General features: G+C 50.0%; 10 protein-coding genes. 3 read left to right on the top strand and 7 right to left on the bottom strand.

The features are described 5' to 3' along the window. Positions 1 to 78: 78 nt before the first annotated feature. Positions 79 to 4113, bottom strand: coding sequence for a family 14 glycosylhydrolase (locus tag LDO05_RS14895; RefSeq protein WP_251376148.1), 4035 nt, complete (start codon positions 4111 to 4113; stop codon positions 79 to 81). Positions 4114 to 4584: 471 nt separating this feature from the next. Between LDO05_RS14895 and yunB the strand changes: the two genes are divergently transcribed. Then, the gene (yunB, locus tag LDO05_RS14890; protein WP_251376147.1) at positions 4585 to 5310 is read left to right on the top strand and encodes a sporulation protein YunB; all 726 of its coding nucleotides are present in this window, start codon (positions 4585 to 4587) and stop codon (positions 5308 to 5310) included. Here yunB and LDO05_RS14885 read toward each other — a convergent pair. Beyond that, entirely contained in the window at positions 5282 to 5506 is a 225-nt protein-coding gene (locus tag LDO05_RS14885; RefSeq protein WP_251376146.1) for a hypothetical protein, read from the bottom strand. The genes yunB and LDO05_RS14885 overlap by 29 nt on opposite strands. A gap of 87 nt (positions 5507 to 5593) precedes the next feature. Next, the gene (locus tag LDO05_RS14880) at positions 5594 to 6592 is read right to left on the bottom strand and encodes a M23 family metallopeptidase (RefSeq protein ID WP_251378747.1); all 999 of its coding nucleotides are present in this window, start codon (positions 6590 to 6592) and stop codon (positions 5594 to 5596) included. Positions 6593 to 6815: 223 nt separating this feature from the next. Here LDO05_RS14880 and lipA point away from each other — a divergent pair, with 223 nt between their 5' ends. Further along, on the top strand, positions 6816 to 7715 hold the full coding sequence (gene lipA, locus LDO05_RS14875; protein ID WP_251376145.1) for a lipoyl synthase: 900 nt from the start codon (positions 6816 to 6818) through the stop codon (positions 7713 to 7715). A gap of 24 nt (positions 7716 to 7739) precedes the next feature. Then, entirely contained in the window at positions 7740 to 8303 is a 564-nt protein-coding gene (locus tag LDO05_RS14870; protein WP_251376144.1) for a YutD family protein, read from the top strand. Positions 8304 to 8330: 27 nt separating this feature from the next. Here the strand turns inward: LDO05_RS14870 and LDO05_RS14865 are convergent, their stop codons facing one another. The 4 genes from LDO05_RS14865 to ylbJ all read right to left on the bottom strand — a co-directional run bounded on the left by LDO05_RS14865 (position 8331) and on the right by ylbJ (position 13371). Continuing rightward, entirely contained in the window at positions 8331 to 9800 is a 1470-nt protein-coding gene (locus LDO05_RS14865) for a S41 family peptidase (protein WP_251376143.1), read from the bottom strand. 22 nt (positions 9801 to 9822) lie between these two features. Then, complete coding sequence (locus LDO05_RS14860; RefSeq protein WP_251376142.1) at positions 9823 to 10995, bottom strand: copper amine oxidase N-terminal domain-containing protein; 1173 nt, start codon at positions 10993 to 10995, stop codon at positions 9823 to 9825. 276 nt (positions 10996 to 11271) lie between these two features. Continuing rightward, positions 11272 to 12075: an NAD kinase gene (locus LDO05_RS14855; protein WP_251376141.1), complete on the bottom strand. Its 804-nt coding sequence runs from the start codon at positions 12073 to 12075 to the stop codon at positions 11272 to 11274. 66 nt (positions 12076 to 12141) lie between these two features. After that, positions 12142 to 13371, bottom strand: coding sequence for a sporulation integral membrane protein YlbJ (gene ylbJ / locus LDO05_RS14850; RefSeq protein ID WP_251376140.1), 1230 nt, complete (start codon positions 13369 to 13371; stop codon positions 12142 to 12144). Between the last annotated feature and the right edge of the window lie 14 nt (positions 13372 to 13385).

Genomic DNA, 13385 nt, shown 5'->3' with positions numbered 1-13385 from the left:
GCTGATGCTAGAAATAGCTTAAATCCTATATTGCATCTCTGGTTATTCCGCTAGAAGGAGGGGAGGAACCTCTCCTAATTAGCTAGCCTTCGCAAGAATTTTTACTTCTTTTGGTCCCAACGTAATGTTAACCGAACCGTTGTTGACCTGTACGGAATCCGTACCCAGTTGATTCTTCAGGCTGGTTCCATTGGCAAGGTTCTCAATGCCTGATACGGTGCGAGTTGCTGTGTTCCAGGAGTTGTTGATGATGACAACAACCTCGTCTCCGTCTTTGGAGCGCTGGTAGCTGTAGAATGCGCCGTCAGCGAGCTTTTCTTTTTGGGAACCATTTTGCAGAGCCGGGTGGCTGTTGCGCACGGCGTTAAGCTTGGCAATGTATTTGTACAGCTCATGATTCGCGTTAGGCGCAACATCTTCACGGTTAGCTGGATCGTCTCCACCGCTGTAACCTAGCTCAGTACCTTGGTAGACGATTGGAATACCGCGTGAAGTTAATACGAAGCCAAGTGCGGCTTTCAGTTGTGGCCATTTGTCTGAACGGTTGCTAGGATTGCCGGAAGCTTCATTCAGGAACCGCTTCACGTCATGATTGTCCAGGAAGATCCCGTTAAGCTTGGCATCACGGTAGTTGCCATCTTCAGTGTAACGGTCCTTGATCTTGGTTGTAGATTGGTCTTGCCCGAACACGTCTCTAATCGTGTAATACATCGGGAAGTCGATTACCGCATCAAGATAGTTGGAGTAGTCTCCAACCTTGCTTGAACTGCCTTCGAATATTTCACCCATTGTAAATGTGTTGGCTGCAGCATCAAATTCTTTGAGGAACCATTTTGGCATATGTTTAGCCGTATCCACACGCAGACCATCGATCTTCGTTTCGGCAAGAATCCATTTTACCCAGTTCTTCAGTTCATTGACAACTGCTGGATTCTCATGATTCAGATCGTCCAGACCTGCTACATCTCCATTCTCAATCTTCCATTGGTCGTTCTTCTCGTAATCCGACTTAGTGATCTCTCCGTTGTGGTGGTACCAGTCCGGATTGTTGAATGGAGCTTTGGCTGTTCCGTTATACGGCTGGAAGTCACCCGTGTGATTCGGAACCACATCGAGCATAACCGAAATCTGCTTGCTGTGCGCTGTGTCCACAAGCTCTTTCAGCTTCTCCATTGTACCCAGGTGACCATCTACAGAGTAGAAGTCGTAAGTGTGGTAGCCGTGATAAGCATACTCACTTTTTTGTGCTGTTACTGGTGTAATCCAGATAGCGGTGAAACCCATGTTCTTGATGTAATCCAGCTGATTAATAATTCCTTGGAAGTCTCCGCCATGCCATTTCTTAGGGTCGCTCTTGTTGGAGGCAATGCCATATGCGTTGTCATTCGAGGTGTCTCCATTGCTGAAGCGGTCAGTCATGATGAAGTAAATGCTTTGTTTGCTCCAATCTGTTGCTCCAGTATTGCCTGGGTCCTTGGAAGGCACCCCAGATGTGATTGTGCCGGCAGCTCCGTTAGCGCCTGGCGTGTAAGTAGAAGTTCCTTTGCTGAAGAAGTAGTTCTTCATATTGTTGCTGTCCCAAGTTCCGCTGCCGTTGTTGAATGCAGCTTCAACGCGGCTTGCTGTTCCAAGAGGAATGGTGATCTTGGCATAACCCGGGTAAGTAGCTTCGGCATCGGCCATAGCGGAACCTGGAGATGTAGTCCAGGTTCCTCCTTCAGCACGATAGTGAATGTAAGGCGTATTGAAGCCCTTTTTGTAATAGATGGTAGCGGTTGAACCGTCATCACCGACAATTTCCGGTGCTCCGGCTGCAATGGTACCTGTAGCTCCATTAGCGCCTGGCGTGTAAGTGAAAGTCCCTTTACTGAAGAAATAGTTCTTCATGTTGTTGCTGTCCCAAGTTCCGCTGCCGTTGTTGAACGCGGCTTCGATGCGGCTTGCTGACCCAAGAGGCAGGGTGATCTTGGCGTATCCAGGGTAAGCCGCTTCGGCGTTGCCCATTGCGGTACCCGGAGCCGTAGTCCACGTTCCGCCTTCCTGGCGGTAGTGGATATACGGATTAGTAAAGCCTTTTTTGTAGTAAATGGTAACATTCGACTCAGTATCATCTGGTTTCACAACCGGTTCTCCAGCTGCAATGGTGCCAGGGGCTCCGTCAGCGCCAGGTGTGAAAGTGAAGGTTCCCTTGCTGAAGAAGTAGTTCTTCATGTTGTTGCTGTCCCAAGTTCCGCTGCCATTGTTGAAAGCAGCTTCGATGCGGCTTGCCGATCCTAGTGGCAAAGTAATCTTGGCATATCCAGGGTATGCAGCTTCGGCATTGGCCATTGCTGTACCTGGAGCCGTAGTCCACGTTCCACCTTCCTGGCGGTAGTGGATGTAAGGATTGGTGAAGCCTTTTTTGTAGTAGATAGTGACATTGGACTCGGTATCATCTGGTTTCACAACCGGTTCTCCGGCTGCAATGGTGCCAGGAGCTCCATCCGCGCCCGGTGTGAAAGTAAAAGTGCCTGTATTGAAGATGTAGTTCTTCGAGTTGTTACTGTCCCAAGTTCCGCTGCCATTATTAAAAGCAGCTTCTAATTGAGTAGCTGATCCAATATCAACTGTGATTTTTCCATATCCTGTGTAAGGAGCTGCAGCATCCGTAATAGCTTTACCCGGTGCTGTAGTCCATGCTCCGCCAGCTGGGCGGTAGTGCAGGTAAGGAGTATTGAAGCCTTTTTTGTAATAGATCGTTACTTTGTTCCCATCAGGGTTCACGATAGGCTTGGCATGGCTGATTACATACTTCTTGTAACCCTCAAGGTTGCCGGTAGGAGAACCGTCCGGGTTCACAAGGTTGGCGAAACGCAGCAGTGTGAAGCCGTTATAATTCCATCTAGTAATCTGTTGTTCGATCTTCTGGAAGTCACTTGTCGGAAGCGCATTCTCTCCGTTCAGGCGAACGCCTTTGGCATTGGCTATGGAAGAGATGGTGTCCACAAGCGTGGATGGTGTCGAATAAGCTGGTGCTCTGCCATCATCATGCATTTCCAGAGCGGTAAAGGTTAGATCAAGATCGTTATCCTTGAATTTCTGAATAATTCTGCTGTAATCATAGTAACCTGCGGCATGCTCGGCGCTATGTGGAGCAGAAGGATTAGTCATTTGCCAATGAATACCGGAGATCTTCGCACCGATGCGAACACCGAATACGGAATCGAAATTGCTGTGTGCAGCTTGTGCGATTACACCAAGGTGATTCTCTAGAACGCCTTGGTACCAGCCAAGGAAGTCCTTACCATAAGTCGTGTTATAACCGCCGGTTGAATAGAAAGCGTCTCCATCGCTAGGAGGATTGATTTGGCTTTCGCTTGTCAGCTGAAGGCCCCAAGCCTGGTTAACTCCGCTTAATGAACCGTATTTGCTGACCATTGCAGTTCTGAAGGCATTCTTGGCAGTTTCTGTGTAGACTTGGAATTTACCACGTGACGGGTAGCTCCAGCCTGCTGCCTGATAGTAGGACGGATAGCGAAGTTCGCCGGATGCGCCGCCACTAAGATAGATCTTGGCAATCAGACCTTTGTAGCTTGAGAAATTAGAGGCAAAAGAAGCGTACAGCTCGTTGTACTGCTTGTTGATGCCGCTCCAGAAAGGTGAGAGGGCTTCGTTGTTGACATAGCCGGTCTCACTCTTATATTTCATCTCATCAGCAGATCCCTTGCCCCATAGCCATGATGGAATCGGAATATTGCAATCATCTCCGGGATTTCCGCCACAAGTATGAGTGGATAGGATAGGAACCCATTTGAGGCCCGATGCGCTTACTGCATCCGCATACTTTTTGTAGTAGCTCCAGTCGAACTGATTGTCGCCTGCAGCTTCTACATCTCCCCACCATACATCGGTAGTTAGAGCGTAGACTCCGCTGTCTTTAAGAGTTTTGAGTTGGTTCTTGAACGCGTTCCAGTCATTAATCTTGGTCAGCGGAGCCATGACATAAGCTTGGAAGTCATTCGCTACTTCAGCTCTCGCTGTGTTCGTGAAGGGAGTAAGGAAACTCGAAAAAATTAACGTGAAGATTAAAGTAAATAAATAACCTCGTTTCATTAATGCTTTTGTAACGTGCAAATAGATCATCCTCCTCTTAATTTGAACCTTGGTTTGAACCAAATTCTACAGATGTGACACGACTGGCGGACAACAAATCCCACAAGACAAAAGGGACGGGAGACTCACACGTGTGATAGCTCCAAAGTGCAAACGTTTACACCCATAGTCTAAAGAGATTTGTCTGGATAAACAAGGTAATAAATTGATAGAAAAGGAGGATTATATTGACAATTCGAGTTTTATCGCGCTTTTAAGCCTGGAATTTCGACTAATTTTGTGGGTTTTGGATCAATTATGACACTGCCTCAAGGGAGGCTTGCCCTGGTTCGGTACTTGCCGAGTCGGAAGCCTTGTTCTTCTTTTTCAGAGCTGTCCCGCATAATCTTTATGGAACGAACCTCTGATAACGAGGATTCATTTCAAGCTGTATATCAGAGAAAAATTGGGTGTGTGACAGAGAAAGATTGACCGCAGTAGGGGGGCTTGTCCGTGTGGAGAAGACGAAGATGGCACAGCCGTCGGCGGAGGAAGAGGATCGGCAGGCGGAAGGTCTGGCTGATCTGGGTGATCATCGTGGGTGTGTGCCTTGGGCAATTCTTCCTGTATGTCGAGCGTCAGATGAGGGAACCGATCAGCAATCTGGCCAAGGTCAGGGTGAAGCAGATCGCTACAGAGTCGATTAATGAGGCGATTACGGCCCAAGTGAAGGACGAGAAGCAGTTCGATAACTTAATTGAATGGAAGACCGATGATACCGGTAAAATAAAAGGCTTCGTTCTGAACTATTCAGCCCATATGAAGATCACCTCGGACACCATTCATACGGTTCAGTCCACCCTGGAACGGATCTCGAAGCTGTCCGAGACTATTCCCCTCGGTCAAGCGCTGGGAAGTCCGATTCTGGCTTCCTTCGGTCCCGAAATTCCGTTCCGGATAGAACCAAAGAGTGATGTAAAGGTTGATCTGAATACCCGGCGGCAGAATGCGGGAATTAATATGATTCTCGTGGAGGTGTACTTGCGGGTGAAGACGGAGGTGTCTGTCGTGGTTCCTTTTGATATGGTTCCCCAGTCTGTGGAGACCGAGATTCCGGTCTCTTATCTGCTGGTGGTTGGAGATGTACCGACTTATTATTATGATAATAACGGCAACCCGGTTGGCGAGAACAGTCCGAATGCTCCGAATATTACTCTTCCGGCGCATCCTTCGGGGTAAATGGGCTGAATCGGGGTACCCGGTGCCTAACCGGCGGGACGCCGAGCTCCCAAGCACCAAGAGCTCCCAAAGCACCCACAGCTCCCAGAGCACCCAGAGCGCCCAGAGCACCCAAAACACCCAGAGCACCAAGAGCACCCAAAGCACCCAAAGCACCCAAAGCACCCAAAGCACCCAAAGCACCCAAAACACCCAAAACACCCAAAACACCCAAAACACCCAGAGCCTCAGAGTCCCAGAGCCCCAGCCGGAAGAAGCGCCCTCCTAAATGGAGGGCGCCTGCTTATTTACGGCGAAGACGGGCTCTTTCGGCATTCTCCCATCGCTTCAACAGCGGATAGGGATCGAATGCCCACTCGCTTCTCCCGTTGTCACGGTATATCCCGAAATGAAGATGCGGGGGGAATTTGCCTTGGGTTCCCGGAGGCCCGTACCCGCTGCTTCCGACCCAGCCAATAACCTGACCCGGCTTCATTAAATCACCTACATGGATGTCCTTGGCGAATCCGCTCAAGTGAGCGTAGTAGTGATACCTGTTATTCAGATCGCGGATCCCCACGCGCCAGCCGCCAAATGGATTCCAGCCCTTAATCTCCACTATGCCATAGCAGACGCTTCGAACAGGGACTCCATATGGAGCGAACAAGTCGTTGCCTTCGTGAATCCGGAAGCCTCCCCAATGTCTGGAGTTCCCCCAAGTATCCTTGTAGCTGTATCCGCTGGAGATCGGCAGCGGGAATGCGTTCTCGAACAGATCGAGGCGGTCAAATGCTTCATATATGCGGGCAAATTGACTAATTCGCTGAACAGCCCGGTCGTTCTGATAGTATTTCCATAGAGCAATACGGAAATCATCCTCATCATACCCATAGCTTGTGATATAACGGCCCATTGTGAACAGCGCATCCCTGTCATTCTTGGGATCTGCAATTCCATCTCCTGTGGCATCCCTCCCCATTCCGCCGAACAGGGCAATCGACACGGGATTCTTGTCTTCGGGATCGGGGTTAGTCCAGCCTGACCATACAGGAGGGGGAATGGTCAGACCGGTTAATCTCTCCTCGGGCTTGCCCGTTTTGGAGCTGGGAATCAGAGTTCGTTCATACTGGTCTACGGCCGCGAGCCGATACCAGGGGATGTGCAAGAGACTGCCCATTTCCTCGTAGAGATGGCGCCGGGCCAGGTATGGGTTTTGCGGTTTGTCTTGTGCCATAGGGGCCGGAGCTTCTGCTGCTTCTGCAAATGAACCCGGGGTACCCAAGATCAGGGTAAGCACCAGCATGCCAATAAGAATGGATCGGGTCCGGCTCGTAAATGAACTTCGGTTATGCACGCAGTATGTCCTCCTCCTGCTGCCTGAGGGGTAATGAATTCAGGCTGTAAGTCTGATTCCTTTAATATGGAATAAGTCAAGTTATTTTATTCTGAGAAGTATTTCAATTTCATTCATGGTATAATAATGGGCAGTTAACAGATTGAACTATAAAAGAAGGAAGGTCAGCCCCTTGTCTAAACAAGTGAAAGAGCCAAAACCGGATTGGATTCGGATTAAACTGACTACCGGAGAGAACTATCAGGACATTAAGAAAATGATGCGTTCCAAGACACTACATACGGTGTGCGAGGAAGCGCGCTGTCCAAATATATATGAATGCTGGGCCAACCGGACAGCCACCTTTATGATTCTAGGGGACATTTGCACACGTGCCTGCCGTTTCTGCGCGGTGAATACAGGAATGCCTACAGAGCTTGATCTCCAAGAGCCGGAACGCGTGGCAGAAGCCGCCGAGAACATGAATCTGAAGCACTGCGTAATTACCAGTGTGGCCCGCGATGATCTCAAGGATGGGGGAGCGCAGATTTTTGCCGGCTCCATTCACGCGATACGCCGTCGTCTGCCGCTCTGCAGTGTCGAGGTTCTGATCCCGGACTTCCTGGGTGATACGGATTCCTTGAAGATCGTCATGGATGCGAAGCCTGACATTCTGAACCATAATATCGAGACGGTTGAGCGGATGTCTGACCGCGTCCGGGCTAAGGCCAAGTACCGCCGATCACTGGAATTGCTCAAGAAGGCGAAGGAGATGCAGCCTGAGATCCCGACGAAATCAAGCATTATGCTTGGCGTTGGTGAGGAATGGGATGAGATTCTCCAGGCTATGGATGATCTGCGTGAGGTGAATGTCGACATCCTCACCATCGGTCAATACCTGCAGCCTTCTCCGAAGCATCTGGATGTAGAGAAATACTATCGTCCTGAGGAATTCGTGAAGCTCAAGGAAGAAGGATTGAAGCGGGGCTTCAGCCATGTGGAATCCGGACCTCTTGTCCGCAGCTCGTACCATGCCCATGAGCAGGTCAAGTCGGCCAAAAGCAATAAGGAAGGCATTCATACGACAGCTTAAGGGAAGTAGAGGAGGAACGTTCTTTTGATCCAGGTGAATGGCAAAAGTTACGAAGTAATTCAGGAGAACAGAAATGGCTGGGACCCTGAGGCATTTAAGCAAAGATACAGCGATGTGCTTGAACGGTATGACTATATTATCGGAGACTGGGGCTATAATCAGCTTCGTCTGAAGGGGTTCTACCGGGATAATCATCCCAAAGTGAACAAGGACTCCTCCATCTCCGGGATTATGGACTACATTAATGAATATTGTAATTTTGGTTGTCCTTACTTTGTGCTCCAAAGAGTGAAGGAGGCTCCCCGTGAACCGCAGGCGGCAATCCAGGATCCCTCGGAACCTAGAGAACAGTCGAAGGACAAGCCAGCAGATGGACCTGAGGCGAAGAGAACCGCTCCCAAATCCGGACAGGCTCAGAGCCGCGTTAAGGATCAGATTGAACAGCCTGCTCAAGCTCAATCCCAATCCCAATCTCAACCCCAATCCGTTGAGCCTCTACCCAAGAGTCAGACTGTGGTGGGAGAATCCGTGCAGGAATCAGAATCCATCGGCAAGAATACACCCAATAACAAAACGGTTCCCGAATAATCGGGAACCGTTTTGTTATTGGACGCCTTAGGGTGTGCTGAGCGTCAGCTTGTTCTGGCTATAGCTCCATTTTAGCGAAGGGTATTTCTTCACAAAGGCATGGATTTCAATATAACTCTCTTCCTTGTGGAAAATAACCTGGTTCGAGACCACAGTGAAGCCACTCCGCCGCCCAGCACCGTCCGTAACGATAATCTTCTTGTCCTTGGCATTCCAATCCACTTCTCCCAGCACCAGAGATGTAAGCACACGTGCCGGAACATAGATGGAGTTCCCTTTCTTAATCGTATCCAGTGTCCCGTCAAATGACTCTCCGTCAACTTGAAGTGAACGGCTGTCCCCGCTGACTCTGATCTTCTTCATGCCTGCGAGAGAGAAGGCGGTGAGCAGCTGGGCCGTACGGTTCTTCACTTCAAAGTCAGGCTTCAGTCCGATTTCGTTAAAGTCCTCCCTGGATGGGGTCAAATACTTTTCTGTAGTCAGCTTGAGCGCATCTCCGTTAGACAGAGAGATTACGTTCTGAATGCGGGCTTTGCCATAAGTTGTAGTGCCCACTGTGGTGGCAACGTGGTTATCCCGAAGCGCACCCGTCAAAATCTCGGAAGCGCTGGCGCTATTCTCATTCGTAAGAATGACTACGGGAACGCCGAGCTTGACTCCACCCGTGATGACTTGGGGTACTAATAGCCCACTCTGGTCCTGGGTGTACATCAGGATTCCTTTGTCTATAAAATGCTTCGCAATGTTGCTGGCGGTATCAATATAACCGCCTCCATTGTCACGAAGATCCAGAACGAGCGACTTCATACCGGAGGCCTTCAGGTTGCTAAGGGCATCGGCAAAGTCCTCATCCGCATTCTCGGCGAAGCTGGTCAATTGAATATAACCGATTCCGCTGTCACTAATGGCCGCATTAACGGTAGGGAGGTATATCTCCGCCCTGGTCACAGTGAAAAGCTTGGTGATGCCGCTGCGCTGCACCGTGACTGTAACCTTGGTGTTCTCTTCGCCAGCCAGCTCCGCTGCCGTCTCGGGCCCTGTTACAGGAACTCCGTTGATCTTCGTAATGATATCCCCGGCCTGGATGCCGCTCTTATCTGCGGGTGATCCGGATATGACACTGTCCACCTTCAGCTTGCTGTTCTCAAAGTACAGAGTGATTCCAATCCCCACATAATCCTGGTTGATGGAATTCTGGAACTGATTGAGCTCGTCCGCGGTGAAATAAGAAGTGTAGGGATCATCCAGCTGATAGATCATGCCTTCAATTGCCGCGCGGATGAGTTCCTCCTTCTTCACACCCGATACGTTGTACTTGCTGATATAGTCGAGCACTTCCTGTATAAGCTGGGAATCGGAAGCCTGGGCAGCATCCGAAGATCCGGCGGTGGAAGCTGTCTGCTGGCTGTCGGCGGCAAATGCAGCACCTGGAAGCAGGAGCAGAGAGAGTGTAAGCGTTGCGCTGATAAGTGCCTTGCGGATTGAGAATTTAGTCATATGAATTGTCTTCCTTTACTCATTATTCATCCAAAGAATAGGTAGCTGATATTAGCCATTTGCCCGACTGGGACTTGTCTACAACAAAGACGTCTTTGTAGGTATCTTCATAAGTTTCATTGTCAATTGTATAAGCGATCTTCTCTTCTAAATAGACGGCAGCTTGATTGGTTGTATAATAGATAACTTTGAAGTTGGATAAGGAAGTTTTGTATTCGTTATCTTTGAAGTAAGAGATGAAGGAGTCCCTAAATTCGTCTGTTGCGATACTTGGATCAAGTGTAGAGAATAGAACATCCACATTCTTGTCATTGAGAGAGTTGAAATAAGTATCAATGAGCTGCTTCAAGCTGGTCTCGTCAGCAGACGGGATGTTGGTGGTTCCTGTCAAGGCTTCATCGGATATGAAGTATTCCACATACTGAGACTCAACACTGTAAATCTTCCACGCTCCCTCCTCCTTTACCAAGGTGTATATATAATCAGCTCGGCTATCCGGGGTATAGAAGCCTCCGGTCCGGGTGGATTCTTCGGTTGTCTGAACAACGGCTTCACCCATTCTGGAATCTACATTAATGATATCGAAATCCACGATCTTGCTGGTCTTGAGGTAGGTCTCGGCGTGCTCCTTCATGGACTCTTCCTCATCTCTAAGCGGAGAATCAAAAGAGGTGAGTGTTAATACTTTAGCCAAGTCTTTACTGTTAAAGTATTCAATGCTCTGATCAAGCAGTCCACGAATCTGCTGTTCATCGAGGGCCTTAGATGCGGCCGTATAAATGTAAATGGAATTCGAGTCACTGTCCCACTCCACATCGGCACCCGATGCTTCACCAATGAACCGGAGGGGAATGTAGGTAGTTCCTTTCACAGTGACCGGGGAAAGGGAGAGCTTCTTGACGATGCCGTTAACTGTGGCCCGGTTGCTGCCGATTGTCAGCCCGATTGCAAGGTCTTTCTTCTTGCCTGTCACCGTCTGAGTCTTCGCATTCCAATCCACCTGAAGTCCCAGCTTCTCGAAGAGAGCGCGGAACGGAACAAGAGTCGTGCCTTGCCGGGTGTATGGGGCTCCAGCAGTAAAGCTAATTGGGCTGCCGTCGATATAGACCTGTATAGTCTTGGGTGCAGCGTTGGCCGGCAGAGATAGGGCCAGAGATAGAGCAAGTACACTTAGTGCGGAAGTAATACGTTTCACGAGTGGAGCACTCCTTACGGTCAATTTTGAACAGATAGATCGTTTATACCACTGCTGGGCATTAAAGTCTACGATTATTTTTGTATAAATTTCCATACTTAACTGGAAGAGACTGATACAAGCTGATCGCAAGATTGACCCCTTAACGGGAAGTAAGAACATGCTTACATATAGCCTCATTACACGTAATTTGCCAGTCCGTCTGATACAGCTTATGAACAGCAAAAAAGCCAATGATCCGTGATCATTGGCGTAACATATGCAGCCTATACCGTCTTAACCCATAAAGGCATTGCGCACCCGGTTCCAGAAAGGAAATGGTCGATACCGGATAAAGCTTACTTTCTGCTTGGCAACCTGGCAGCGCACCGAGATCAGATCATCGACAGGGTGGTTGATATGATCAATGGTCAGCATCAGCCGCTGATCCTTCCGGGAATAGATGTCACAGTGATGATGCTTGGGCAGCACCAGCGGCGAACCGGCAGTCCGGAATACCCTGTTATTGATGGAGGCGATCTCTGTAATCTGCATCCCCTCGATAGAGGGGTGAATGATCGCTCCGCCTAGACTCTTGTTATAGGCCGTGCTTCCAGCCGGCGTAGATACACATATTCCATCGCCGCGGAACATCTCGAACTGCTGATCGTTAATATCAACCTGTGCGACGACTGTCCCATCGACTCCCTTGAGAGTGAACTCATTAACGCAAATATATGACGAAGTCCCCGACTTCTTCTGCACCTGGATATCGATCAGAGGGTAGTTGACAATTCGGGGTCTTGGCTGTTCAGGAGTCTTGTGGCCTACCATGAGCTGAATCAGTTCAGGAATTTCGTTAGCCTTCCAGTCGGCATAAAAGCCGAGATGGCCCGTGTGAATCCCGACAAATGCAATTGAGGGAATCCGGTCAATAAAAGAATGAAAGGCGTGCAGCATCGTTCCGTCTCCACCGATAGAAATAACAATCTCCGGGGATTCGGCATCCATTTTAAATCCATTTTCGGCCGCCAGCTTATGAAATTGCTCACTTAACTCGACAGATAATTGATCTCCGCGGTCAAGAACGTAATATCTCAAGATGAAAGCTCCTTTGCCTTATGTCTTGTACCGATCATAATCAATTATAGGACAGAAAACAATGTTTCATTTCCATTTTGAGGCCTTTGGCTTGTTCCACAGCCGCTGAATGAGATGAATGAAAAAGGACAAAATAAGCAGTAGAGACAAGACTTGCAGCATAAGAAGACCAGCGGAAGGCAGCCCGCTCCACCCGGGCTTCGATAGGAGAGGATCACCGAAGCTTAGGAATACCTCCGTATCGGGACCGGTAAGCGGCCACAAGATTAGTACCAAGAGCGCGGCAAGCACCGCGTGTATGATTCTTGACAGCAGGAACGGAAAGTAACGCATCCCCGTTCCGCTCAAGATGCTCGCAATTTGAGCATGGACGGACAAGCCCGCCCAAGACAGGATGAAGGCCGCAGCTGCAGCCTTGAAGGCCAGCGGAACGGAAGCGGGAACCGCGGCTGAGGCTTTAGCACCTAGCGTCACCTCAAATCCGCCTCCAACAAGAGGCTCGGCAAGCGCAGAGGGTAGATGAAGAAGAGAGAGGACCTGCCGGATCAGCTCATACAGCTGCGTCATAAGTCCGGATGCGCTAAGCACCTCGAGCAGTACGGAGAAGACCACGACCAGGCCTCCTACGACTGTCATGAGCTGCAGCGCCGAGATCACGGCCTGTCTAAGCTGCTCGCCGAAGGAACGGTCATCTCCCATCCGCGCTTCATGCATGGCTTTCAGAGCCGGCCGGAGACTGAATCCGGCTCGAGTTCCAGGCGCGGTGGGAGTCGGGGCAGCCCCAGGCTCATGGAAGCGCATGAGCAGACCTACAAGCAGCGAGCTCCCATAGTGAGCGGCGGCGAGTGTGCCTGCGAGCTGCGGGTTATGGAAGAAGCCAACCGAGACAGCGCCGATGAGGAAGATCGGATCTGACGTAGTTGTGAAGGCGACCAGCCGTTCCCCTTCCTCCCGGGTGATCAGCTGCTGCTCCCGAAGCTTGGAGGTTAGCTTGGCACTCACCGGATAACCGGAGGCCAGGCTCATGGCCGCCACGAATCCGCCGCTGCCCGGAATGCGGAACAGAGGCTTCATTAGGGGATCAAGGAGCATGCCCAGGAAATGCACGATACCGAAACCAAGCATCATCTCCGAGATGACGAAGAAGGGGAAGAGGGACGGGAACAGCACGTCCCACCAGATGGCGAGTCCGCGGACCGCCGCTTTCCAGGAAGAGTCCGGGTAGGTGAGCATTAGCCCGAACAGCAAGGTTAAGCCTATTAACAGGAGCAGAACACCCCATTTTTTCAACATCATGCACGTATGGCCCC

This window comes from Paenibacillus sp. YPG26, assembly GCF_023704175.1.
Classification (GTDB): domain Bacteria; phylum Bacillota; class Bacilli; order Paenibacillales; family Paenibacillaceae; genus Fontibacillus.
Note: the sequence above shows the minus strand (reverse complement) of the source record. Positions and strands in the feature narration are given on the sequence as shown.

Bases quoted from the DNA above. Each gene is read 5' to 3' on its own strand.
- LDO05_RS14880 (WP_251378747.1), bottom strand. From the start codon at position 6,592: ATGCTGGTGCTTACCCTGATCTTGGGTACCCCGGGTTCATTTGCAGAA.
- LDO05_RS14865 (WP_251376143.1), bottom strand. From the start codon at position 9,800: ATGACTAAATTCTCAATCCGCAAGGCACTTATCAGCGCAACGCTTACA.
- ylbJ (WP_251376140.1), bottom strand. From the start codon at position 13,371: ATGATGTTGAAAAAATGGGGTGTTCTGCTCCTGTTAATAGGCTTAACC.